The organism is Bradyrhizobium diazoefficiens USDA 110 (genome assembly GCF_000011365.1).
In the GTDB taxonomy this organism is placed as follows: Bacteria; Pseudomonadota; Alphaproteobacteria; order Rhizobiales; family Xanthobacteraceae; genus Bradyrhizobium; species Bradyrhizobium diazoefficiens.
Genome location: NC_004463.1, coordinates 6,821,495 through 6,845,324, shown reverse-complemented (window position 1 = coordinate 6,845,324; position 23,830 = coordinate 6,821,495). Strand labels below are relative to the sequence as shown.

Below are 23,830 nucleotides of genomic sequence, written 5' to 3'. Positions count from 1 at the left end.
CAGAAGAGCCGCAAAGCGAGGAACACATGCCCGGCGCAGCCCTTCTCATCGCTCCCTCCATTCCGACTGCGCCCGTGACGCCAGCCATTCTCGACCGCTTGCGAGCCATCGTGGGCGACAAGGGCCTGATCCTGGACGAGCAGGACAAGCGCCCGTTCGTGACCGATTGGCGCGGCGAGCTGACAGGGCAGGCCGCGGCGGTCGTGCGTCCGGCCAATACCGCGGAAGTCTCCGCTGTCGTCAAGCTCTGCTACGACAACGGCATTGCCATCGTGCCGCAGGGCGGCAACACCGGCCTGATGGGTGGTGCCACGCCGTGGCCGGCGCACCGCGGCATCGTGCTGTCGCTCGGTCGCATGAACCATGTGCTGAATGTCGATCCCGTCGGCTACGCCATGACGGTGGAGGCGGGCTGCATCCTCCAGACGCTCCAGGACACGGCCGCGCGCCACGACCGCTTCTTTCCGCTCAGCCTCGGTGCCCAGGGCTCGTGCATGATCGGCGGCAATCTCTCCACCAACGCCGGCGGCGTGCAGGTGCTGCGTTACGGCAATGCGCGAAATCTGGTGCTGGGTCTCGAGGTCGTGCTGGCCAACGGCGATGTCTGGGACGGGCTGCGCGCACTCAAGAAGGACAACACCGGCTATGACCTCAAGCATCTGTTCATGGGTGCCGAGGGGACGCTCGGCATCATCACCAAGGCGGTGCTGAAGCTCTGGCCCGCGCCGAAGGATTTGTGCACGGCATGGCTCGCGATCCGCGATCCCAGGGCGGCGATCGAGCTCCTGTCGGAGGCGCATGCCGCGTCCGACGACAATGTCGGCTCCTGCGAGCTTATGAGCCGCGCCTGCACCGACATGGTGCTGCGCCATATTCCCGGCACCCAGGACCCTCTCAAGGCCGAGACCGAATGGTATCTCCTTCTCGAATGGTCGTCGGCCCGGCCGCGGCAGGACGGCGGCACGGGCATGCCGGACCGGATGGAGCAGTTCTTGGCCGATCAGCTCGAGGCGGGCCGAGTGCTCGATGCGGTGATCGCGCAAACCGAAGCGCAATCGCGCAACATGTGGCGCATTCGCGAGAGCGTGGCCGACGCATCGCGCGCTGAGGGGCCGGGCCTGAGCTACGACGTGTCGGTCGCAATCTCGCGGATTCCCGAGTTCATCGACAGGGGCCTCAAGGCCGTGCTCGACATCCTGCCGACGATCCGCCCCTATCCGCTCGGTCACATCGGCGACGGCAATGTGCACTTCTCCTTCATGGGTCCGAAGGGCATGGATCGCGACATGCTCAACCAGTACTCCGCGGCAATCACGCGGGTCGTCAACGACCTGATCACGTCCATGGCCGGCTCGATCTCGGCCGAGCACGGCATCGGCATCGAGAAGCTCGACGAGCTCCAGCACTATCGCTCCAGGACCGAGCTCGACATCATGCGTACGATCAAGCGGGCGCTCGACCCCAAGAACATCATGAATCCGGGCAAGATGCTCCGTCTCGGATGAGGCGACTGACGCCGCAGGTTGCCTCCGCTGATCGATCCGGTCCTGACCGCAGCCTGGACGGGCGCATGCGCCGCATGGCGCGGGCCAAACGGGCCCGAGGCCTCCAAATCATGCCCTTTTGCGGCTTTATTCCCGCGATGGATGCTTTAAGGAAGGGGCAGGATCAGGTCGCGCCTCCCCCGCGGCGGTGCTAGACCCTGATGCAGGAACAATGGGGCCGCGCCGCTACCGGCACGCCCGCAAGGATGAGAAGGATGTGACGCAATGATCCAAACCGTTGGCATCATCGGGGCAGGGACCATGGGGAACGGCATCGCGCAAATCTGCGCCGCGGCCGGGCTCTCGGTCGTGATGGTCGACATTTCCGATGCGGCGGTGAACCGCGGGCTTTCGACCGTCGGCGGCAGCCTCGAGCGCTTGGTCAAGAAGGAGAAGATGTCGGCGGCCGACCGCGAGGCGACGCTCAAGCGCATCACCGGCACCACCGATCGGGCGAAGCTGGCCGATTGCGACCTGGTGATCGAGGCCGCCACCGAGAACGAGGAGCTCAAGGTCAAGATCCTGAAGGACCTCTGTGCGACGCTGTCGCCGCGCACGCTCGTTGCAACCAATACCTCGTCGATCTCGATCACGAAGCTTGCCGCCGCAACCGATCGCCCCGACCGCTTCATCGGCATGCACTTCTTCAATCCTGTGCCGGTGATGGCGCTGCTCGAGCTCATCCGCGGCCTGCAGACCTCCGACGACACCCACGCCAAGGCGCTCGATTTCGCCCAGCGCGTCGGCAAGGTGGCGATCACGGCCAAGAACAGTCCGGGCTTCGCGGTCAACCGCATCCTCTGCCCGATGATCAACGAGGCGATCTTCGCCCTCCAGGAGGGGATCGCGACGGCGGAAGAGATCGACGCCGGCATGAAGCTCGGCTGCAACCATCCGATCGGGCCGCTGGCGCTCGCCGATCTTGTCGGGCTCGACACCATGTTGTCGGTGATGGAGGTCTTTTACAAAGGCTTCAACGACCCCAAATACCGTCCGGCCCCCTTGCTGAAGGAAATGGTCGATGCCGGCCATCTCGGCCGCAAGACCGGGCAGGGTTTCTACACTTACGGCGCCTGATGACAGGCGTAGGCGGCGGGGCCTTCGAGCCTCGCCGCCCCTCGCGCAATTTGCGCTGCGACAAAGACGTCGCGCGCAATTGGCCCGACAATGTCGAACGGGCGGCCCGCGGGAACAACGGAACGGATAACAAAGGACAATGTCGGATCGACTGAAGGCCGAGCGTGAGGCGGCAGCCGCGCGCCGGAACCTGCTGACCCAGGATGCGATCGAGCGCACCGGGATCACCGAAGAGATGATCGCGGAACTCGTCACCCGCTTTTACGGGCGCGTGCGCGAGGACGCGCTGCTGGGGCCGGTGTTCGCGGTCGTGCAGAATTGGGACGAGCATCTCGCCAAGCTCGGAGACTTCTGGTCGTCAGTCGTGCTGATGAGCGGCCGCTATCATGGCTCGCCGATGCGTGCGCATCTGCCGCTCGGCCTTGTCGGTGATCATTTCGACCGCTGGCTCGATCTGTTCGAGCAGACCGCGCGCGACGTCTGTCCGCCCGCGGCGGCTGCGCTCTTCATCGACAAGGCACGGCGCATCGCCGACAGTTTTGAAATGGCGTCGGCAACCGTCGCAGGCCGCATCGCTTCGCCACGTCACGTGCTCAGATCGTGAAACACAAAATGCCTGCCTGAGAAACGTGCAGCTCACATCGCGCGATGGCGCGTTGCACCAATTCCAACATCATCGGTCTGATCTGCAAAATCATCATGCCGCTCGCGTGGTGCGGCGTAGAACTGGTGAAAATACGTTTGAACGCGTTCACTCTCGTTCAATCAAAGCGAGCAGAGCCATATTGATGCACTGCGGCGCCAATTCTTCGCCTTTTTTTCGGCAGAGTTCCAGCGCCTGCTAGCGGGCATGTCGCGCGCATCGTTCAACATCAATTCCTCATCTTCCGAGAACCCTGCGGAACCTGAAGTTGACGCGGGCGCAGAGCAGACGCGGCGAACGCTGCTGCTGGGTGCGCTCGCCACCACCGCCTGCCTCGGCTGTTCCGCATCGGCGCGCGCAGGCGAGGATCCGCCCGGCTCCGACGAACGACCGCAGAAGGGCGATGTGCTCGTCTTCTCCGAAGGTGACCAGGAGGGAAAGCTGATCACGGCGGCCGACCTGCAGGCCGGCGGGCCGCCGGTGCATGCCTGGCCGAAGGATCCCAAGACCTCGGTCGTGCGCAGCGCCTCGCGGCTCAACGAGATCCTGGTCATCCGGCTCGATCCCGCCGAGCTCGACGAGCAGACCCGCGCGCGCGCCGTCGACGGCATCATCGCCTATTCGGCGATCTGCGCCCATGCCGGTTGTCCCGTCACCGCCTGGGTGAAGAGCGACGTCGGCGACAAGGAGGTGCTCAAGTGCATGTGCCACAACTCCGAATACGATCCTCGCGCGGGCGCGCAGGTCGTGTTCGGGCCGGCACCGCGACGGCTCGCGGCGCTGCCACTGGCGTTCGCTGAAGGTTCGCTCAGCGTCGCCGGAAACTTCATCGGAAAGGTAGGTGGCGCGCAGCCAGGATGATGGACGGTCGCGGGTTGTGCCCGCGTCACGAGAGGTCGCATCCGCCGACGGGCGGACGACGGGACGAACGAAAAGAATTCAACACAAGAATTCAAACGGATGAAAAAGGGGAACGTCCATGACCAGGAAGCAATGGTTTCTGTCCGGCTTCGTCGCCTTCACCTGTCTTGCCTCGACCGCCGCCGGTGCCGGCCCGATCGAGAATTATTCTCCGGTCACCGCGCAGCGCCTGGAGAATCCGGAACCGAGCAACTGGATGCTCTATCGGCGCACCTATGACGGGCAGGGCTACAGCCCGCTCGACCAGATCAACACCTCGAACGTGAAGGGTCTCACGCCGGTCTGGACGTTTGCAACAGGCGTCGTCGAAGGCCACGAGGCGCCGCCGATCGTCAACAATGGCGTGATGTTCGTGGCGACCCCGATGGGGCAGGTGATCGCGCTGAACGCGAAAACCGGCGACGAGTACTGGCGCTACAAGCGGCAGCTCCCCGACGATCTGTTCCAGCTGCATCCGACCAGCCGCGGCGTCGGCTTGTGGGAGGACAAGCTCTATCTCGCCACCACCGACGATCATGTCGTCGCGCTCGACGCCAAGACCGGCAAGGTGGTGTGGGACACCAAGGTGCAGGACTACAAGAAGGGCCAGTATATGACCCTGATGCCGCTGATCGTCGACGGCAAGGTCATCGTCGGCGGCTCCGGCGGCGAGTTCGGCGTGCGCGGCTATGTCGCCGCCTATGACGCCAAGGACGGCAAGGAGCTGTGGCGGACCTACACCATTCCCGGCGAAGGCGAGCCCGGTCACGACACCTGGCAGGGCGATGACTGGAAGAACGGCGGCGGCTCGGCCTGGATGACCGGCAATTACGACAAGGACACCAAGACGATCTATTGGGGCGTCGGCAACGCGGCGCCGTGGCCGGGCGAGACCCATCCCGGCGACAATCTCTACACCTCGTCGGTGCTCGCGCTCGATCCGAACAACGGCAAGATCAAGACCTATCACCAGTACCACCAGAACGACTCCTGGGACTGGGACGAGGTCGAAGCGCCGATGCTGATCGACCTGCAACGTGACGGCCGCAGCATCAAGAGCCTGGTCCATCCGGGGCGCGATGCGATCTTCTGGGTGCTCGAGCGCACGCCGACCAAGATCAACTACGTGGCAGGTTGGCCGTTCGTCTCCACCGACGTCTGGAAGGGCATCGATGCCGAAACCGGCAAGCCGATCGTCGATCCCGCGCACAAGCCGGTGATTGGCAAGCGCGTGGAGTTCTGTCCCTCTCTATGGGGCGGCAAGGACTGGCCGTCGGCGGCCTACAGCCAGAAGACGGGCCTGGTTTACGTGCCCGCCAACGAGAATTTCTGCGGCGGATTCACCGGCGAGAAGGTCGCACTCAAGCCGGGCGAGCTCTGGCTCGGCACCAAGCCGGAAGACATCGGGCTGAAGACCAAGCCGGGGGCGGATCATTTTGGCGAGCTCCAGGCCTGGGATCCCGTCACCGGCAAGAAGGTGTGGCAGCACAACTTCCCGAAGTCGCAGCTGTTCGGCTCGGTGACGGCGACCGCGGGCGATCTCATCTTTGCCGGCGGCACCAACGACCGCAACTTCCGCGCCTTCAACGCCAAGACCGGCGAGCTGTTGTGGGAGCAGAAGACCAACTCCGGCATCATGGGCATGCCGGTGTCGTATGAGATCGACGGCACGCAATACATCGCGATCCAGTCGGGATGGGGTGTGGACGCGCAGCGGATCCAGGATGCGCTGGTGACCAACAACATCGGCATCGAGGCCAATGTGCCGCAGGGCGGCGTGATCTGGGTGTTCGCGCTGAAGAAATAGCTCCGCGGGCGGATCGAAAGAGGCGGAGCAGCAAAGGGGGGTGGCGAATGCGGCGGACGGAAACGTCCGCCGCATTTTGTGTGTGTGTCGAGAGTGCTGTCTTCCCTTCTCCCCTTGTGTGGGAGAAGGTGGCGCGAAGCGCCGGATGAGGGGTCTCTATCCGCGGAGACAAACCCCTCACCCGAGCGAGATCGTAGCAACCGGCGTCGCTGCCCTCTCCCACAGGGGGAGAGGGCACATCGGTTGATGGAGACGGCGCGAGGCCGCGTGCGTTCCTTACGCCTCCAACTGCTTGCCGATCGGCAAGCTCCGGATGCGTTTTCCGGTCGCGGCGAAGATGGCATTCATCAGCGCCGGCGCGAACGGCGGAACGCCGGGCTCGCCGACGCCGCTCGGCGGCGTGCCCGGCGCGGGCGGCACGATGTGGACGTTGGTCACCATGGGAGACTCGTCGATCCTGACGACCTGGAAGTCGTCAAAGTTCTTCTGCTGCACCTTGCCGTCCTTGAAGGTGATCTCGCCATATTTGGCGAGGCTGAGACCCATGATCGCCGCGCCCTCGATCTGCGAGGCGATGCGCTCGGGGTTGACGTAGGTGCCGCAGTCGATCGCGGTGTCGACCCGCGGCACCGTCAGCTTGCCCTTGTCGTCGACGGCCACCTCGACGATGGTCGCGATGTAGCTGACGAAGCTGCGGTGTACTGCGATGCCGAGACCGTGGCCCTTCGGCACCTGACGGCCCCATTCGCCCTTCTCGGCCACCAGCTCGACCACCTTGCGCAGGCGCGCGGTGTCGATCGGGTAGCTGTCCTGCGGCTCGCCGTAGTTCCACATGTCCTTCACCGCGGGCTTGACGATCCGCGGGCTGCCGATCAGCGCGAGCAGCGTCTCCTTCTGGTCGCGGCCGGTCGCGTTCGCGATCTCGCCGACCATCGACTGCACCGCGAAGGCGCGCGGGATGTTCGAGACCGAGCGGAACCAGCCGATGCGGGTGAACGCCGCAGCCTCCGGGTTCTCGCAGGAGATGTTGGCGATCTCGAACGGCATGTCGACGAGGCCCATGCCGAGCTCGAAGGGCGCCTGATGCACCGTGCCGGCCGCAAAGGTCGAGGCGATGCTGGGCGCCACGCTGCGGTGGCGCCAGGCGATCACCTTGCCGCTCTTGTCGAGACCGGCCTCGATCCGCTCGACCGAGACGGTGTGCAGGAAGCCGTTGTGGATGTCGTCCTCCCGCGTCCACTGCACCTTCACCGGCGCGCCCAGCTCCTTCGACAGCAGCGCGGCTTCGAGCGCATAGTCGCATTTCGACTTGCGGCCGAAACCGCCGCCGAGCAGCGTGACGTTGACGGTGACGTTCGCTTCCGGAATGCCGAGCGTCTTGGCGACGTCCTCGCGGGTGCCGCCCGGGCTCTGCACCGGCGCCCAGATCTCGGCCTTGTCGCCCTTGACGTCGGCGACCGCCACCGGCGGTTCCATGGCGACATGGGCGAGATGCGGGACGTAGTACTCGCCGACGATCACCTTGTCGGCGCCCTTCAGGGCGGCGTCCGCATCGCCCTCCTTGCGCACGACGAGGCCGGGCTTGCGCGAGGCCTCCTCGAGCTCCTTGCGGTAGGCGACGGAGTCGTATTTGCCGTTGGCGCCGTCGTCCCAGACCAGTTTCAGCGCATCGCGGCCCTTGATCGCCGCGCCGGTATTGCGCGCGATCACCGCGACGCCGCCGAGCGGCTGGAACTTCGACGGCCACGGCCAGCCGCGCACCTGCATCACCTTCTCGACGCCGGGCACCTTCAACGCCTCGTTCGGATCGAACGAGGCGAGCTTGCCGCCGGTCACCGGCGGGCGCGCGATCACGGCATATTTCATGCCGGGAAGGCGCACGTCCGCACCGTAGCGCGCCTTGCCAGTGGTGATGTCGTGAAGATCGACGATGCCGATCTGGCCCTTGGTCAGATAGCGGAAGTCCTTGGGGTCCTTCAGCTTGAGGCCTTCGACGCTCGGCACCGATTCCTTGGCGGCGTCGGCCGCGAGTTCGCCGAAGCCGAGCTTGCGCCCGCTGCCGCCATGGACGACCTCGTGATTGACCGCCTTGACCTCCGTTGCCGGAACGCCCCAGCGCTTGGCGGCGGCCTGTTCCAGCATGGTGCGGGCGGCGGCGCCGATCTGGCGCATCGGGATGAGGTAATGCCGCGTGCTGCGCGAGCCGTCGGTGTCCTGGTTGCCGAACTTGACCTCGTCGCCATGGGCCTGCTGCACCTTGACCCTGGACCAGTCGGCCTCCATCTCCTCGGCCACGATCAGTGGCAGGCTGGTGCGCACGCCGGTGCCCATCTCGGAGCGGTGGGCGACGATGCTGACGGTGCCGTCGGGCGCGACCGCGACGAACACGCGCGGATCGACCACGACGCCATGCGGCATCTTTCCGGCGCCGGTCTCATAGGCAAATGCCTGGCGGGACATCACGGGCGCGGCAAGCACGAAGCCGCCGGTGACGCCGAGCCCCTTCAGGATGCTGCGGCGCGAGACCTTCTCGACACGGATGTTCTTTTCGAAGCTGTGAAGCTTCCGGGGATTGTCGATGAAATTCATGTCACACTCCCGTCGATGCGAGATGGACCGCGTTCTCGATGCGCTGGTAGCAGCCGCAGCGGCAGATGTTGCCGGACATCGCCTCGCGGATCTGGTCGTGCGAGGGTTTCGGGTTGTCCATCAGAAGCGCCGCGGCCTGCATGATCTGGCCGGCCTGGCAGAAGCCGCATTGGGGCACGTTGACCTGGCGCCAGGCTTTTTGAACCGGGTGATCGCCGTTCGGATGCAATCCCTCGATCGTCGTGACCTCGCGGCCGGCGACGTCGTTGATCGACGTGACGCAGGAGCGCACCGCCTCCTTGTCGACGATGACGGTGCAGGCGCCGCACAAGGCCTGGCCACAGCCGAACTTGGTGCCTGTCAGCCCGGCCTCGTCGCGCAGGAACCAGAGTAGCGGGAGATTCGGGTCGCCGTCCCAGCTCTGTTCCTGGCCGTTGATCTTCACCTTGATCATGATCGTCCCTCGCTCTTCATAAGCATGAATTAAATGCGCCGGCATGCGCCGGCGGCGGTTCGTGCGTCGTTGCCGCGTTCCGCCGTCATCCCGCGCGGGCAAATCCCGGAGGGAGGCAGGAACGCCAATGGCGATGTCTGGATGTGTTCGATACCTCCCGTTTTGTTCTTATTTGATTGAACTTCGCGCGGCATCGTCACGGCGCGATCGTAGCAGGGATCGCGCCGGTCCGGCATTCACAGCCGGTTGTTCTCGGCGTGAAGAGGTTGCATCTGTGATTTGTCAAAAGCAGGGCGCGGCATCGCGCCGCGCGCATTGCGCAATTGCAAAGCAGGCCGCAGCAAAAAAGCTTCGTCCGCCAGAAAGACTGTACGGACGAAGCAGGATGCCTCAGTCGAGGGAGGGAGAAACGCAGGTGCCGCCGACTTCCATCGGAAAGCGGGCGGCGCTGCGCAGTCATTCAGAGACCAGGACTGAGGGAGCGTGGCCCTCGTAGACGCAGAGTGCAGAAGCGGCGGCCTCGTCGCGATCGTGGGAAGCCACCTCCGTCCGGCTCGCTGGTGCTGGTCTGAACCAGCGAGCGGACGTGGCGTGGGTCCGGCGGCCCTGCTCGGGCCGCCTCGTTCAGGTCGCCTTCGTCAGGCTGCTTTGGCTTTCGCCACGTGGGTCGCGATCGCGTCCATCAGCGCCGGCGACAAGCAGTCATAAGGCTCGAGCCCGATTTCCTTCAGCCGCGAACGGATGCCGGCCATCTGCTCCGGCTTCACGCCGGATTCGATCACCGAGGAGACGAAGGCGGCGAATTGCGGCGCCTGCGAGCCCTGCTCCTGGAACAGTTCGGGATGGATGAAGTCGAGGCCGTAGAACGGATGGTTCTTGTTCTCGATGCGGCCGTACATGTGCGTGCCGCAGGCCTTGCAGGCGTGGCGCTGGATCACCGCGGAGGCATCGACGATCTCGAGCTTGTCGCCGTTCTCGAGCACGGTGACGTTCTGGCGCGGCACCACCGCGACGACGGAGAATGTCGCGCCCTGCGGCTTCCAGCACTTGGTGCAGCCACAGGCGTGGTTGTGGGCGACGTCGCCCTTGATGCCGACCTTGACCTGATGGTCCTTGCATTTGCAGGCGAGCGTGCCGCCGGCGAAGCTGCCGCTGCCCTGTTTGAGGCCGTTGTCGATCGATGGGTGGAGTGCAATAGTCATGGGACGATCCTCCTTGGGGTGATGGCAGTGAGCTAGTAGACGACGACGGAACGGATGGATTTGCCCTCATGCATGAGGTCAAAGCCCTTGTTGATCTCTTCGAGCTTGAGCACGTGGGTGATCATCGGATCGATCTGGATCTTTCCGTTCATGTACCAGTCGACGATCTTCGGCACGTCGGTGCGGCCGCGCGCGCCGCCGAAAGCCGTGCCGCGCCAATTGCGGCCGGTGACGAGCTGGAACGGGCGGGTGGCGATCTCCTTGCCGGCTTCGGCGACGCCGATGATGATCGAGGTGCCCCAGCCGCGATGGCAGGCTTCCAGCGCCTGGCGCATCACGGTGGTGTTGCCGGTGCAGTCGAAGGTGTAGTCGGCGCCGCCGTCGGTGAGGTTGACGAGATGCGGAACGATGTCGCCGGTGATCTTCTTCGGGTTGACGAAGTGGGTCATGCCGAACCGGCGGCCCCAATCTTCCTTGGAATCATTGACGTCGACGCCGATGATCTTGTCGGCGCCGGCCATCTTGGCGCCCTGGATCACATTCAGTCCGATGCCGCCGAGGCCGAACACGACCACGTTGGCGCCCGGCTCGACCTTGGCAGTGTTGACGACCGCGCCGACGCCGGTGGTGACGCCGCAACCGATGTAGCAGCTCTTGTCGAACGGCGCGTCTTCGCGGATCTTGGCGACGGCGATCTCGGGCAGCACGGTGAAGTTCGAGAAGGTCGAGCAGCCCATGTAGTGGTAGATCGGCTTGCCCTTGTAGGAGAAGCGGCTGGTGCCGTCGGGCATCACGCCCTTGCCCTGCGTCGCGCGGATCGCGGTGCAGAGATTGGTCTTCTGGCTCAGGCAGCTTTTGCACTGCCGGCATTCCGGCGTGTACAGCGGGATGACGTGGTCGCCCGGCTTGACCGAGGTCACGCCGGGGCCGATCTCGCGGATGATTCCGGCGCCCTCATGGCCGAGGATCGACGGGAAGATTCCTTCGCTGTCGAAGCCGTCGAGCGTGTAGGCGTCGGTATGGCAGATGCCCGTCGCCTTGATCTCGACCAGGACTTCGCCGGCCTTCGGTCCTTCCAGATCGACTTCGACGATCTCGAGTGGTTTCTTGGCTTCGAAAGCAACGGCGGCACGTGTCTTCATCGTAAACTCCTCAAATTCTCGCAGGACGCCAAGAGCTGGTATCGGTCCTGGTAACGTTCATTTCTTGCCCATGCAGGCGTCTTCCGCCTTGGTGTAGGTCTCGTTCTTCTCCTCCTTCTTGGAGGGACGCTGCCGGCCCCACGCCTCGTTGGAGCGGGCGCGCAGATAGACGTAGAGATCGTCCATGTAGCAGGCGACGTTGGGGTTGTCGCCGAAGGCTGGCATGACGTTCTCCTGCGCGGTCGAGATGTTCTTGCGACCGGAGGCGACGACGCCGAGGAAGTCGCCATAGCTCATGGTCTTGACCGAATCCTTCAACGCCGGTGCGTAGGTGGATCCCATGCCGTCGGGGCCATGGCAGACGTGGCAGTCGGAGTGATAGCGGCGATATCCGGAATAGGTGAACCAGTCCACGGTGCCGTCGGCCGAAATCTTGTAGGTCGGGTTTCCTTCCTTATCGAGCCACTTTCCGTCGTCTTCCTTCTTGACGGCGGTCGGGTCGCCCGGACCGTCCGCAACGGCTATTCCCCCCGAAGTCACGAAGATGATCGCAGCAATGACAAAGCAGATTTTACGCAAGAGATTATCCTCGAAGGCGTTCGGTGGAGACGAGCCGGCGCGTGGAGTTGATCCACGCGCCGGAGCGACACGAAGGTAGGGCTAGTTCGCCGGCAGCGAGAACACGGTCAGCGTACCGCCGAGTGCCGTGTAGTTGCTGAGGGCCGCGTAGCCACCGACTGCGCCGAGACCGGCGGTCGGATCGGTCAGGCCTGCGGCGAGACCGATGCCGGCCCATCCGCCGACGCCCGAGAGCACTGCGACGTACTGCTTGCCGCCGTTCTCATAGGTCGTGACGTTGCCGATGATGCCGGACGGAGTCTTGAACTTGTAGAGCTCCTTGCCGGACTTGGCGTCGACCGCCTTCAGGTAGCCTTCGAGCGTGCCGTAGAACACCACGCCGCCGGCGGTTGCGAGCGCACCCGACCAGACCGAGAACTGCTCCTTGTTCGACCAGACGATCTTGCCGGTCTTGCCGTCCCAGGCGATGAAGTTGCCCATGTGGCTTTCACCCTGCGGCGGATACATCGAGAGCGTCGCACCCACATAGGGCTGGCCCGCGGTGTAGCTCACCTTGAACGGCTCGTAGTCCATGCAGACGTGGTTGGTCGGAACGTAGAACAGCTGCGTGTCCGGCGAGTAGGCTGCCGGCTGCTCGTCCTTGGTGCCGAGCGCGGCCGGGCAGATGCCCTTCACGTTGTGGTCCTCGCCCGCCTTGTCGGTCGAAGCTGCGTCGAGCACCTTCGGACGGCCATAGGTCGGCGAGTTCTTGTCCATGTCGACGCCGGAGGTCCAGTTCACCTTCGGATCGTACTTTTCGGCAACCAGCAGTTCGCCGCTTTCACGGTCCATGGTGTAGCCAAGGCCGTTGCGGTCGAAATGCGTCAGGAGCTTGCGCGCCTGGCCGTTGATCTGCTGATCCGAGAGGATCATCTCGTTGACGCCGTCATAGTCCCACTCGTCGTGGGGCGTCATCTGGTAGACCCATTTGGCCATGCCGGTGTCCGCGTCGCGTGCGAAGATGGTCATCGACCACTTGTTGTCGCCCGGACGCTGCTTCGGATTCCAGGTCGAAGGATTGCCCGACCCGTAATAGACGAGGTTCAGAGCGGGATCGTAGGACATCCAGCCCCACGTGCAGCCGCCGCCGATCTTCCATTGGTCGCCCTGCCAGGTCTTCAGCGAGGAGTCGGCGCCGACGGGCTTGCCGAGCGACGTCGTCTTGGCCGGATCGACTTTGATCTGGTCGTCCGGACCTTCGGAGAAGGCGCGCCAGACCTGCTTGCCGCTCTTGAGATCGTAAGCGGTGACGTGGCACTGCACGCCGAATTCGCCGCCGGAGATGCCGACCAGGACCTTGTCCTTGACGACCAGCGCCGCCGAGGTGCCGGTCTGGCCCTTGCTCGGATCGCCGTTCGTGGCCGACCAGGCCACCTGGCCCGTCTTGGCGTCGAGCGCGACGAGGTTGGTGTCGGCCTGATGCAGGATGATCTTGCCGTCGCCATAGGACAGGCCGCGGTTGACCGTATCGCAGCACATCACCGGGATGACGTTCGGGTCCTGCTTCGGCTCGTACTTCCAGACGATCTTGTTCTCGTTGGAAAGGTCAATAGCGTAGACCTTGTTCGGGAACGGCGTATGGACGTACATCATGTTGCCAATGATCAGCGGGCCACCTTCATGGCCGCGCAGCACGCCGGTCGAGAAGGTCCAGGCGACCTGGAGCTTGCCCACGTTTTGTGCGTTGATCTGGTTCAGCTTGGAATAGCGGGTATTGGCATAGTCGCCCGCCGGCATCACCCAGTCCTTCGGGTTCTGCGACATCTTGATCAGCTCGTCATTGGCTGAAGCGCTGCCGACGGCGAGAGCCGCCGCGGAGCCAAGATAGGTCGCCAGTAGCACCTTGCGCATAGTTATTCCTCCGTTGGTATCGTTTATTGTTTCCGAAGCGTTGCTCAATCACCGGGCTTCTCGTCCGGCGTCTGCTCGTGCAGGGCGGTCACGATTGGGACCAGAAACGATGGTGCGGTGTTTCCTCCTCCTGATGAGAGCCACGGGTCCACGTGCAGGAGCGGCCCGTTCTTGTTGTTCCTGCCGCAATCCCTAACGACTTCGTCATCGGGAAACTTGCCCAAGAGGGAAGCTGGTTTGCTTGACAGCGCACGGACGCGAAGATTTTGATTTTGCAGTAGCGAATTCAGCGGCTTCCGCGTCGCTTCGGGACCGCGCTCTGCGCTCAGGTTCCCCTTGACGGCGCTGCAACTAAGGCGGAGGATTAACCTTCAAGGGTGGCAATGAAACGATGGCGCTCGTTGCAGAAGACCGCTCAAATTCGAGGTAAACGTCACGCAATCTCGGCTGAGGGCTCCGGAAGCGCTGGTCGCGATTCGCGTCGAAATTTCCGAATCAAACCAGTGGCTGGATTAATGTCCGACACCATTCACACGCTCTCGACGACGGGAATGACGCCGAAGCGCCAGATCCAGAGCTGGATCGACGGGCTGACCAGTCTGTGTGGGCATTTCGACGTCGACCCGCTGGAGGCGTCCTCGCTCGAGGGCCGCATCGACTACACCACCGTCTCGCGCCTGAAGCTGTGTCAGATCGAGGTCAGCCAGCATCGCATCGCGCACACGCTGGCGCGCGCCAAGGCCAACGAACACCCGTACATAAAAATCCACTTCCAGACCTACGGCGTGTCCTATTTCGAGCAGGAAGGCCGTCACATCGAAATCAATCCCGGCGACATCATCGCCTATGACGTATCCTGCCCGCATTCGATCATCAGCCCCGCCTTCACGCGTCACGACGTGGTGATCGTGCCGAAGGCGCTGCTGCGCGACCGCGGCTTCCCGTCGCAGCGGATGCCGGCCTGCAAATTGTCGGCGAAGACGGGCACGGGACGGATCGCCCACGATTTCGTCCACGCGACCTTCGACGAGGCGGCCAAGCTGTCGGCGAACAGCGCGGTCGGCGTCGCCGATTCGCTGATCGACCTTTTGCTGCTGCCGCTGCGCGAAGCCGACACGATGTTCGATCGGGTCGGACCCGAGGCGATGTATGTGCGCGCGCAGTTCTTCATCCGCGAGCACCTGCGCGATCCGGATCTGTGCATCGACCAGATCTCTGCCGAGCTCGGCTGCTCCAAGCGCTATCTGCACATGCTGTTCTCCGAGCGCGGCACCACGGTGAGCGATTACATCTGGCAGGCGCGGCTTCAGAACTGCCGTCAGGAGCTCGAGGCCCACGCCGGCAAGACCATCACCGACGTGGCATTCTCCTGGGGCTTTTCCAGCTCATCGCATTTCAGCCGCGTATTCCGGAAATATTTCGGCGTGGTGCCGTCCTCGATCCACAAGGGGCAGCAGAGCGCCGCGGCCGCGAACGAGCATTAGGCGCACGCCGGGGAGCTCCCGGCGAGCGGCCAATGCGCTCATGCCGTCGTCGCAATGTAGGGAATGCTGGCCAGCAGAGCGGCAAGCAGGACCGCGTTGCACAGCATCCCGCTCCAGTGCAGCCGGCGCAGCCGACGCGGAGCCTCGGTGTCGCCCGCATCACTCGCGCTGAGCTGGTCGTCCATCCGCTGCATGAACCAGCGGCGCCCGCCAATCGCCACAGCTGCAAGCAGGCCGACCGCCGCGGCGAAGAGCAGCCGTCCGGCGAGGAGGAAAGCCGCCGTCCCGATGATTCCGGCAACGCCCATGACCAGGAAATGGGCATTGAACATTCCACGCAGCAGCAGGGCGACGGGCCGGATGTCGAGCTTCACCAGCAGGAAGGCGGGCGAGGCCAGCGTGAAATAGCCCATCGGAAAGAGCAGGATGATCATGGCGGCTATGGCGATGGCATCTGGCGTCATGCGATCGGCCTTTCTCGTTCGGACCCCGAGGTTCTCCGGCACCACCTATGATAGTGGGGGCCGTCGCCGACATCGACCTAGGCTTTGGTCGGATGCCGTGCCGCACCGCGGAAGCGTGTCCGATGCGCCATGCCAAAAGGTTCAAGCCGGCTCGAGGCCCAACGACCGCGCGCTCTCGATCCAGATCGGCAGCTCGCGCTGATACAGCGCATTGGTCTCCTTGAAGCCGATCGCGGGTTCGAGCACGAAGGTCGCGAGCACCTCCTTCACCTTCGGATCGTTGTTGGCGGCGACGCAGAGCTCGGCCAGCCGGTCGACCACCGGCTGCGGCGTTGCCTTCGGCACCGCCCAGCCAGTGAACCCGCTGACGGTGAAGAATTTCGACGTCGCGCCCTGTTCGGGGAGGGTCTTGATGGCCGGAATCGCGTCGACCTTCTTCGAATGCACCGCGAACACGGTGCCGCGGTCGCTTTGCAGGACCGATTGCGCGGCCGTGTAACTGCCCATCGCGGCATCGAGCGTGCCTTCCAGGATTCCGGTCCACATCGGGGCTTCGCCGCGGTAATGGACCGGCTCGATGTTGAGGCCGTATTGCTTGTTGAGCTCGTTGATCGTCATGTGCGGGGACGAGCCCGCGCTGTAGGTGCCGAAGTTCACCTTGCCGCTCTTGCGCGCGAACGTGACGAAATCTTCCAGCGTCTTGACGCCGGTCTTGGGGTTCGCGACCAGCAAAAGGCCGGCGCCTGGAATGACGCTGACGAGCGTCAGGTCCTTGTCCATGTCGTAGCCGGGATTCTTCATCACCACCCGGTTCATGATGTAGGTGGTCGAGATCGAGCACAGGATGGTGTGGCCGTCGGGCTCCGCGCGGGCAACCTCGGCCGTGCCGATCGCGCCGGCGGCGCCGGGCTTGTTCTCGATCACGACGGTCTTGCCGACCTGCTTGGAGATGAATTCGCCGTAGGCGCGCGCGAGCAGGTCGGTCTGTCCGCCGGCCGGGTAGCTGCAAATCATGCGAATCTGCCGCGACGGCCAGGTGCCTTGAGATGTGCCTTGAGATGTGCCTTGTGCCGAGGCGCTGCGCGCGAGGAAGGGCATCGCGAGTGCGGTGGTGCCGGCGGCGACGAAGTGGCGGCGATCGAGTTTTGCGGACATGATTCTCTCCCGGATTTTTACCGAAGCTACTGCATCACGCCGTCTCTGCCATGGTCGGCAGGCGAGACAGATTGGCGCATTGGAAGGTATGGCGCTGCTTGTTCGGACCGACGACGATCAGCGCGCGCAGCAGCTCGCCGGTCTTGATTGCCCGGGAGAGGGTGGCGCGCAGGTCTGTGGCGAAGGCGCTCACGACTTCACCAAATGGCCGAATGAACCGCCGCATTATACGAAGTGAGACGCTGCCAGCCACATCCGCCGTCATTCCGGGAGCGCGCGAAGCGCGCAGGCCCGGAATCCATTGGGCCGCATGCTCTGCGGAGAAATGGATTCCGGGTTCGCCCTGCGGGCGCCCCGGAATGACGAACAGAATCACCGCTGAATGATCTTCATCCAGACATCGCCGAGGATCACGGGCTCCCGCGGCGGCAAATAGGTGAGGCCGGCCTGCCTGCCGAATTCGGCGATCTTGCCTTCAGCTGCGAGCTCGGTCAGTGCCTTGTTGACGGCGTCGATCAGGGCAGGGTCACTGGCAAGCCCGACATAACCACGATTGGCGCCGATCGGATAATAGTAGCCGGACGCGGTGATCGCCGTATCCGGATGCGCGGCGCGGTGGGCATCGAAGCGGCCGAGGTCGATCAGTGTCGCATCATAGTCGCCGCTGGCGAGCGCGCCGAGGAGATCGTCGCGGCCGGGAACGAGATGCGTGATGCCGTCGATCAGGCGTCCCTTGTCGAAGGTCATCAGGATCGCATCGCCGAGCGAGCCGCTCTCGATGGCGAGGCGGAGCCCGGCAAGATCGCCGATGTCGGCGATCTTGCGCCCCTTCGCCTTCGGCCCGAGCACCACCGTCATCGGCGAGTAGACGTAAGGCTGGCTCGGGGTGAGCTCGCCGAGCGCGACGCGGCGCCGCCGGTCCTCGCGCGTGGCACCGGTGAAATCCGGCAGGCGCGCCGTCTTCATGCCGGGCTTGACGAGGGAATCCGTCGTCAGCGCATAGCCGCCGACGAGCGAGCAGCGTCCGTCGGAGAGCAGCGCATTGGCCTCGAGCTGCGGGCTGGAATCCTCATCCAGCTTGCTCTCGAACCACTGGATCTTCAGCGGTCGTCCGATCCGCTCCGCGATCGCCTGCGCCAGCAGCACATCGAAGCCGGAATCCGCCTTGCCCTTGTGATGCACCGAGAGCGGCGGCCGGTCCTCGTCGAGACAGACGCTCAACGGACCATCGGCCGCATGCGCAGCATTGGCCGCGAGGACCGCGGCGAGGCTCCAGGCGGCGAGCCAGCGCCTCATGGCTTTCTCCGGCTCGAGATGAAGACCCAGAGCTCCCCGATCTGGTCGTCGCTGAGGATGTCGCCCCAGGGTGGCATCTTGTTGTTCTTGCCGTTCTTCACGGTGGTGACGAAGCGCGTTTTGTCGTCGGGGAAGGCGCGCAGGTCCGGCGTGATGGTGCCGGAGTTCATCAGATTGGGGCCGTGGCAGTGCGAGCATTTCTCGGCATAGGTCGACTTGCCATGGTCGATCTGCGCCTGCACGGGATTGCCGGTTGCGTCATCCGCGGCACGAGCGGTCGCCGCAAGCGCGACCGTCAGCACCGTGACGGCGGCGATCTTCGCCGCCGTCTTGTAAGCCACTTCTCTCAGCATCTTGCCGTGGCTATTGCTTGACCGCAAAGACCCACAGCGAGCCGCCGGGCGGCACCTTGGCGAGCCGCTCGTCGCCGGAGAACAGCGAGTAGACGCCGCCGTAGCCGCTGGTGACGGCGATGTATTGCACGTCATCCTGCTGCCACGTCACCGGTTGTCCCTCGATGCCGGAGCCGGTCTGGAACTGCCAGAGCTTCTTGCCGGTGTCGGCATCGAAGGCCTCGAACTCGCCGGTCAGGGCGCCCGTGAACACGACGCCGCCCGCGGTCGACAGCACGCCGGAGAAGCGCGGGATGTCGGCGGGCGCCTCCCACTTCGCCTTGCCGGTCATCGGATCGATCGCCTTCAGATGGCCCCGCGCGCCGTCGCCGAATTCCCAGGGATCGGTGAGGTCCATGCCGAGATACCATTCGCCCTGCTTGAAGGTGACCGGTTCGGCCTTGTACTTGCCGCCGAAGGCGAGCGTGTTGGCGTAGGCCAATCCGGTTTGCGGATTGAACGACATCGGCTCCCAGTTCTTGCCGCCGAGGATCGACGGATAGACAGTCACCTTCTTGCCCTCGCGGGCGTCCTTCGAAACGTCGGTCTCGATCGGGCGGCCCGTCTTCATGTCGACGCCGGTCGCCCAGTTCACCTTCACGTAGGGATTGGCCGCGAGCAGCTTTCCGTTGGTGCGGTCGAGCACGTAGAAGAAGCCGTTACGGTTGGCATCCATCAGCACCTTGGTCGGCTTGCCCTCGACGTTCATGTCGGCGAGGACCATCTCGGCCACGCTGTCATAGTCGAACGGATTGTTCGGCGAGAACTGGTAGTGCCACTTGATCTTGCCGGTCTTGGGATCCATCGCCAGCACGGAGCAGGTGTAGAGGTTGTCGCCGGGGCGCACCGCCGAGTTGAACGGGCCGGGATTGCCGATGCCCCAATAGACCGTGTTCAGCTCGGGATCGTAGGAGCCGGTGATCCAGGTCGAGCCGCCGCCGAGCTTCCAGGTGTCGCCCTTCCAGGTGTCGCCACCGGGCTCGTCGGGAGAGGGGATCGAATGGGTGCGCCAGAGATGCTTGCCCGTCGCCGGATCCCAGCCGTCGATGAAGCCGCGGGTGCCGAACTCGGCGCCGGAGATGCCGGTGATGACGACGCCGTCGGCGACCAGCGGGGCCACCGTCATCGAATAGCCTTCCTTGATATCGGCCGCCTTCTGCCGCCAAAGCTCCTTGCCGTCCTTGGCGTCGAGCGCGATCACGTTGGCGTCGAGGGTGGTGCGGAACACCTTGCCGTCGTAGAGCGCGGCGCCGCGGTTGATGATGCCGCAGCAGACGATGCGCGGCGTCTCGGCGGGGTACTCGATCTTGGATTTCCAGATCTGCTTGCCGGTCTTGGCGTCGACCGCCATGGTCGCGTTGTGCGAGGTCACGTAGATCACGCCCTGGTACACCAGTGGCTGCGATTCCTCGCTGCGATCGTCATTGAAGGAGTAGTTCCAGACCGGGACGAGGTTTTTCACCGTGTCCTTGTTGATCTGGTTCAGGGTCGAGAAGCGCTGGAGATTGTAGCCCATCCCGTAGTTGAGAACGTTCGATGTATCGGTCGCACCCTTGACCAGTTGCTCGGTGGTCTGGGCGTTTGCATACGTTGATGCAAGCATGACGAGGCTCGCGGCCATCGCAAAGCGTTTCATCCGTTCCTCCAAATATGCGCGCCTTTTGACGCTGCGACAGCAACACTCCGCCCGAATGCAAAACGCGTCAATACGAAAGTCGTAAGCGTCATGCCGATATGTTGGACGCAGATGTCAGTTACCTTACAGCAACCTGACGACCGACTCTCACTTGTGCGCAGGCGCTGAAAAAATTCCACGGCATGAGGCAATGCCAGCGCGGGGCCGCCGCGCGCGGGCCGGCGGGTTCCGCGAGTTGTGCGGCGCGATACTTGCAATTCCAGACTTGAACCGGGCCTCGCTTGTGGACTTATGTCGTTTCGATCCGGCTCGAATCGGAGCTCTTGGTGAGGGAGGTTTTCATGATGTCACGCCGCTCTGTTGCGCTTACGCTCACGGTTGCATTGCTGTCCGGTCCGGCCTGGTCGGCCTCCGGCAATGCCGTCAAGATGTTTGATACCGACAATGACGGCACGCTCGACCTTGCCGAGGTGAAGAAGGCGGCTACGGCGCTGTTCGCCAAGCTCGATCCCGACCACGACGGGACGCTGGACGCGCGCGAATTGCGCGGACGGCTGACCGCGAAAGAGCTCGCCGCCGCCGACCCCGACCGCGACGGGACTCTCACGCTCGACGAATATCTCGCTGTGGTGGAGCAGCGCTTCAACGCTGCGAATCCGGACAAGGACGGCACGCTCGATGCGAAGGAGTTGAACTCGCGCGCCGGCCGCGCGCTGCTGCGCTTGTTGCGGTGAAAGCAGCCGCGCTTGACTGGGAGCGAAGACGGTTTGCCCGAGAGGGAAATTCGCAAGCGATATGCGACGGTTCGCTGTGTTTGCGCTCCGATTCCAGACTTGCGCTGTGCCTGACGCAGCCCTAGGTTTTGCCTCGCGCGATGTCGCGCTCAATACCTTGGGAGACCCCGGATGGCTTGGAAAGCTCCGAAGATCGTGGAAGTGCCGGTCGGCATGGAAATCAACATGTACGCCTGCGCTTCGCGCAAGTAAGACTGACGAACCTGCCGCGGCTTCGATGGCAAACGCCGTCGAAGCCGTGGTAGTGTTCGGGATGCGCGCGAGAGCTCAAACCTTCTGGATCATGGCTGCCTGCACATTCGCGCTTGCACCGACCTGCGTGCACGCCGAGGAGGGCTTTGATACCGAGCACATCTTCGGCTTCATGATCGGCACCGATGTCGGAAATCCCGGCGAGCGCGAATTCCAGAGCCAGACCACGGGGCGGTTCGGCAAGGGCGGCGGCACCTATCGCGCCCTCGCGCAGGAGGTCGAGATCGAGGTGGTGCCGCTCCCGAACTTCCGTATCGAGCTCGGCGCCACCGCCAGCCTGCACGACATCACCGGCGTCCCCGATATCGACGATCGCCGTCAATTCAATTTCCAGGGTGCCTCGCTCGACCTGCGCTATCGCTTGCTCGACCGCGAGCGCGCGCCGTTTGGCCTGACGGTTGCCGCCGAGCTCCACGGCGATCGCATCGACGAGACCAGCGGCGCCAAGGGGCGGATGTACGGCACCGAGTTCACGCTCGCCTTCGATCGCGAGCTGATCCCGAACTTTGCCATCGGCGCCCTCAACCTGATCTATCAGCCGGAATGGGCGCGCTTCGATGTGGCGGGGCTGTCGGAGAAAAGCTCCACGATCGGCGCGGCCTTCGCCGGCCTCGTGCGGGTGCGGCCCAACATGTTGCTCGGCGGCGAGCTGCGCTACTTCCGGCAATACGAGGGCATCGGCCTCGGCGAATTCTCGGGCCAGGCCCTGTTCGTCGGCCCGACCGCCTATTTCCAGCTCTCCGAGCGCTCGCGCCTCACCCTGAGCTGGAGCATGCAGGCCTGGGGCCGCCCGGCCGGATCGGGCGCCAATCTCGACCTCGTCAATTTCGAGCGCCACCAGGCGCGGCTGGTGTTCGGCGTTAATTTCTAATGCAGGGTCGTCATGCCCGAGCTTGTCCCGGGCATCCACGTTCTCTGTACCGCGGAGCAAGGCGTGGATGGCCGGGACAAGCCCGGCCATGACGATGTGGAAGCGTCAAGGTCTCAAGTTTTAGCCTCGCATGTTAGGACCTCGCGCAGCAGAGAGATCGGCTGTTCCGGCCAACCCTCACGGCGGATTGAAACTTCCGGCTCCTCGGAACGTAGCCTTTCATGCTAAACTTTGATCGCCCTTGCGTGAGGATTCCGGCATGAACCCGATCGACCTGGTGGTGACTGTGTGTGCGGTGCTGTCGCCTGCGACCTGCGAGGAACAGCATCTGGTGTTCAACTATGCGGGGTCGCCGCGGCAATGCGCGATGGCGGCGCCACCCTATATCGCGCAATGGGTTGGCGACCATCCGAAGTGGCAGGCGGTACGGTGGCGCTGCGAATATCCGCACGCGAACGACAAGGCGTGACGCGGCCGTCCTATTTCGTGCAGTCCTTCAGATCCTTGTCGGCGATCGAGAACACCGCGTCGGCCTTGATCTCGATGTCGCGGACGACGCACTGCCGCGCGTTGGGATAGCTGACCTTGGCGTCGTAGCGGCCGGGCTCGACGCCGGTGATGCGCAGCCGCTCGTCGTGGTCTACCTCCTTGTCCTTGTCGTTCAGGCACTGGTTCGGTCCCCACTCGGTCTTGCCGGCGGGCGAGAGCTGGAAGCCGGAGATCGTCTCCGTCGTCAGGTTCCAGAGCCGGATGCCCTTGCCCTTGCTCTGGGCGGCGGTTTCGCCGGCAAACGTCAACAAGGCGATCAAAGCCAGAAACCAACGCATCAACCGATCCTCCCAAAGGCGCGCCTTTATTCCCTGATCAGGCGCTCGCGGTTCTTTGCCTTGTCGAAATTCCGGGCGCGGTCAAGGCCGATCGGCGCGATCAACTTCGCTGAGGTAAGATCAGCGCCCTCGAAATCGGCGTCAGTGACGGTAGCTCCGGTCAGGTCGGCGCCGCCGAGCTGAGCATTTTTGAGCGACGCACCGGTCAGGTCGGCTCCCTTGAGGGAGGCAAATTCAAGATCGACGCGCGACAGGTCGGCGTTGCGCGCGTTCAGCCGTTCCAGATTGGCGGATCGCAGCACGGCGCGCATGAGTCCCATCGACTGGTTGCGCATATCGGCGCCAAGATGAGCATCAGCAATCGAGGCGCCGACCAGGCTTGCGCCGGTGAGGTCGGCCGCGATGCGAGCACCGGTCAGGTCCGCGCCGTCTAGACGCGCGCGCGCCATCTGCGAGGCGAACAGGTTGGCGCCCTTCAGGCTCGCGCCCGCGAGATCGGCGTCCAGCAGCCACGCCTGATCGAGGATCGCATGATCAAGACGGGCACCGGCGAGTTTTGTCTTGTTGAGGCGTGCCGCACGGAGAATCACCGTGGAAAGGTCGAGACCCGAGAGATCGAGCCCCGACAACCGCTTGCCGGTGAAATCGGCCGGCGCCCCGGCGCTCGCTTTGCCCAGGATGGCCTCGACCTCCTGCCGGCTCATTTCCGCGGAGACCATCGCGGGTGACGTGAGGTCGACGTCACGCATCATGTCCTGCGCGCTCGCCATGGTCGCGACGAGAGCGAGGCCAAGCGTCATGAGGGCGATCATTCGCTTCATCATCAGGCTCC

Annotated in this window: 24 protein-coding genes; 10 read left to right on the top strand and 14 right to left on the bottom strand. The window is 64.1% G+C overall.

The window, feature by feature from the left end:
- Positions 1 to 26 precede the first annotated feature (26 nt).
- The 5 genes from BJA_RS31525 to BJA_RS31505 all read left to right on the top strand — a co-directional run bounded on the left by BJA_RS31525 (position 27) and on the right by BJA_RS31505 (position 5,971).
- Positions 27 to 1,505 (top strand): FAD-binding oxidoreductase, encoded by a 1,479-nt coding sequence (locus BJA_RS31525; protein WP_011088964.1) that lies wholly within the window; start codon positions 27 to 29, stop codon positions 1,503 to 1,505.
- Between the two features lie 264 nt (positions 1,506 to 1,769).
- The gene (locus tag BJA_RS31520) at positions 1,770 to 2,621 is read left to right on the top strand and encodes a 3-hydroxybutyryl-CoA dehydrogenase (RefSeq protein ID WP_011088963.1); all 852 of its coding nucleotides are present in this window, start codon (positions 1,770 to 1,772) and stop codon (positions 2,619 to 2,621) included.
- A gap of 139 nt (positions 2,622 to 2,760) precedes the next feature.
- Positions 2,761 to 3,225 (top strand): group III truncated hemoglobin, encoded by a 465-nt coding sequence (locus tag BJA_RS31515; RefSeq protein ID WP_011088962.1) that lies wholly within the window; start codon positions 2,761 to 2,763, stop codon positions 3,223 to 3,225.
- A 246-nt stretch (positions 3,226 to 3,471) separates the two neighbouring features.
- On the top strand, positions 3,472 to 4,125 hold the full coding sequence (locus BJA_RS31510; protein ID WP_011088961.1) for a ubiquinol-cytochrome c reductase iron-sulfur subunit: 654 nt from the start codon (positions 3,472 to 3,474) through the stop codon (positions 4,123 to 4,125).
- 118 nt (positions 4,126 to 4,243) lie between these two features.
- The gene (locus tag BJA_RS31505; RefSeq protein WP_011088960.1) at positions 4,244 to 5,971 is read left to right on the top strand and encodes a methanol/ethanol family PQQ-dependent dehydrogenase; all 1,728 of its coding nucleotides are present in this window, start codon (positions 4,244 to 4,246) and stop codon (positions 5,969 to 5,971) included.
- 276 nt (positions 5,972 to 6,247) lie between these two features.
- Here BJA_RS31505 and BJA_RS31500 read toward each other — a convergent pair whose 3' ends face one another.
- The 6 genes from BJA_RS31500 to xoxF5 form a co-directional block, all read right to left on the bottom strand.
- The gene (locus BJA_RS31500; protein ID WP_011088959.1) at positions 6,248 to 8,560 is read right to left on the bottom strand and encodes a xanthine dehydrogenase family protein molybdopterin-binding subunit; all 2,313 of its coding nucleotides are present in this window, start codon (positions 8,558 to 8,560) and stop codon (positions 6,248 to 6,250) included.
- A 1-nt stretch (position 8,561) separates the two neighbouring features.
- On the bottom strand, positions 8,562 to 9,014 hold the full coding sequence (locus BJA_RS31495) for a (2Fe-2S)-binding protein (protein WP_011088958.1): 453 nt from the start codon (positions 9,012 to 9,014) through the stop codon (positions 8,562 to 8,564).
- Positions 9,015 to 9,652: 638 nt separating this feature from the next.
- Positions 9,653 to 10,216 (bottom strand): S-(hydroxymethyl)glutathione synthase, encoded by a 564-nt coding sequence (gfa, locus tag BJA_RS31490; RefSeq protein ID WP_011088956.1) that lies wholly within the window; start codon positions 10,214 to 10,216, stop codon positions 9,653 to 9,655.
- Between the two features lie 32 nt (positions 10,217 to 10,248).
- Positions 10,249 to 11,358: an S-(hydroxymethyl)glutathione dehydrogenase/class III alcohol dehydrogenase gene (locus BJA_RS31485; RefSeq protein WP_011088955.1), complete on the bottom strand. Its 1,110-nt coding sequence runs from the start codon at positions 11,356 to 11,358 to the stop codon at positions 10,249 to 10,251.
- 57 nt (positions 11,359 to 11,415) lie between these two features.
- Positions 11,416 to 11,937, bottom strand: a complete 522-nt coding sequence (locus BJA_RS31480) for a c-type cytochrome, methanol metabolism-related (RefSeq protein ID WP_249162777.1) — start codon at positions 11,935 to 11,937, stop codon at positions 11,416 to 11,418.
- 81 nt (positions 11,938 to 12,018) lie between these two features.
- Positions 12,019 to 13,827: a lanthanide-dependent methanol dehydrogenase XoxF5 gene (xoxF5, locus tag BJA_RS31475; protein ID WP_011088953.1), complete on the bottom strand. Its 1,809-nt coding sequence runs from the start codon at positions 13,825 to 13,827 to the stop codon at positions 12,019 to 12,021.
- A 515-nt stretch (positions 13,828 to 14,342) separates the two neighbouring features.
- Here xoxF5 and BJA_RS31470 point away from each other — a divergent pair.
- On the top strand, positions 14,343 to 15,311 hold the full coding sequence (locus tag BJA_RS31470; protein WP_028174358.1) for a helix-turn-helix domain-containing protein: 969 nt from the start codon (positions 14,343 to 14,345) through the stop codon (positions 15,309 to 15,311).
- Between the two features lie 38 nt (positions 15,312 to 15,349).
- On the opposite strand, the gene BJA_RS31465 is transcribed toward BJA_RS31470, so the two are convergent.
- The 6 genes from BJA_RS31465 to BJA_RS31440 all read right to left on the bottom strand — a co-directional run bounded on the left by BJA_RS31465 (position 15,350) and on the right by BJA_RS31440 (position 20,254).
- Positions 15,350 to 15,775, bottom strand: coding sequence for a hypothetical protein (locus tag BJA_RS31465; RefSeq protein ID WP_028174359.1), 426 nt, complete (start codon positions 15,773 to 15,775; stop codon positions 15,350 to 15,352).
- A gap of 141 nt (positions 15,776 to 15,916) precedes the next feature.
- Positions 15,917 to 16,930 (bottom strand): Bug family tripartite tricarboxylate transporter substrate binding protein, encoded by a 1,014-nt coding sequence (locus BJA_RS31460; protein WP_011088950.1) that lies wholly within the window; start codon positions 16,928 to 16,930, stop codon positions 15,917 to 15,919.
- A gap of 34 nt (positions 16,931 to 16,964) precedes the next feature.
- Positions 16,965 to 17,306, bottom strand: a complete 342-nt coding sequence (locus BJA_RS31455; RefSeq protein ID WP_108914082.1) for a hypothetical protein — start codon at positions 17,304 to 17,306, stop codon at positions 16,965 to 16,967.
- Positions 17,303 to 18,226 carry a substrate-binding periplasmic protein gene (locus BJA_RS31450; RefSeq protein WP_011088949.1) on the bottom strand — a complete coding sequence of 308 codons (924 nt, stop codon included), beginning with the start codon at positions 18,224 to 18,226 and terminating at the stop codon, positions 17,303 to 17,305. The genes BJA_RS31455 and BJA_RS31450 overlap by 4 nt, the downstream gene beginning before the upstream one ends.
- Positions 18,223 to 18,579: a c-type cytochrome gene (locus BJA_RS31445; RefSeq protein WP_011088948.1), complete on the bottom strand. Its 357-nt coding sequence runs from the start codon at positions 18,577 to 18,579 to the stop codon at positions 18,223 to 18,225. The genes BJA_RS31450 and BJA_RS31445 overlap by 4 nt, the downstream gene beginning before the upstream one ends.
- Positions 18,580 to 18,589: 10 nt before the next feature.
- Positions 18,590 to 20,254, bottom strand: a complete 1,665-nt coding sequence (locus BJA_RS31440) for a methanol/ethanol family PQQ-dependent dehydrogenase (protein WP_011088947.1) — start codon at positions 20,252 to 20,254, stop codon at positions 18,590 to 18,592.
- A gap of 341 nt (positions 20,255 to 20,595) precedes the next feature.
- On the opposite strand from BJA_RS31440, the gene BJA_RS31435 reads away from it, so the two are divergent.
- The 4 genes from BJA_RS31435 to BJA_RS31420 all read left to right on the top strand — a co-directional run bounded on the left by BJA_RS31435 (position 20,596) and on the right by BJA_RS31420 (position 22,640).
- Entirely contained in the window at positions 20,596 to 20,988 is a 393-nt protein-coding gene (locus BJA_RS31435; protein ID WP_038966744.1) for an EF-hand domain-containing protein, read from the top strand.
- A gap of 171 nt (positions 20,989 to 21,159) precedes the next feature.
- The gene (gene pqqA, locus BJA_RS31430) at positions 21,160 to 21,240 is read left to right on the top strand and encodes a pyrroloquinoline quinone precursor peptide PqqA (RefSeq protein WP_008562446.1); all 81 of its coding nucleotides are present in this window, start codon (positions 21,160 to 21,162) and stop codon (positions 21,238 to 21,240) included.
- A 25-nt stretch (positions 21,241 to 21,265) separates the two neighbouring features.
- Positions 21,266 to 22,171 (top strand): hypothetical protein, encoded by a 906-nt coding sequence (locus BJA_RS31425; RefSeq protein WP_038966738.1) that lies wholly within the window; start codon positions 21,266 to 21,268, stop codon positions 22,169 to 22,171.
- A gap of 259 nt (positions 22,172 to 22,430) precedes the next feature.
- A complete protein-coding gene (locus BJA_RS31420; RefSeq protein WP_011088944.1) occupies positions 22,431 to 22,640 on the top strand; it encodes a hypothetical protein in 210 nt (69 codons plus the stop codon).
- A gap of 10 nt (positions 22,641 to 22,650) precedes the next feature.
- On the opposite strand, the gene BJA_RS31415 is transcribed toward BJA_RS31420, so the two are convergent.
- The gene (locus BJA_RS31415; protein WP_011088943.1) at positions 22,651 to 22,998 is read right to left on the bottom strand and encodes a hypothetical protein; all 348 of its coding nucleotides are present in this window, start codon (positions 22,996 to 22,998) and stop codon (positions 22,651 to 22,653) included.
- A gap of 26 nt (positions 22,999 to 23,024) precedes the next feature.
- Positions 23,025 to 23,822 (bottom strand): pentapeptide repeat-containing protein, encoded by a 798-nt coding sequence (locus tag BJA_RS31410; RefSeq protein ID WP_011088942.1) that lies wholly within the window; start codon positions 23,820 to 23,822, stop codon positions 23,025 to 23,027.
- Positions 23,823 to 23,830: the final 8 nt, after the last annotated feature.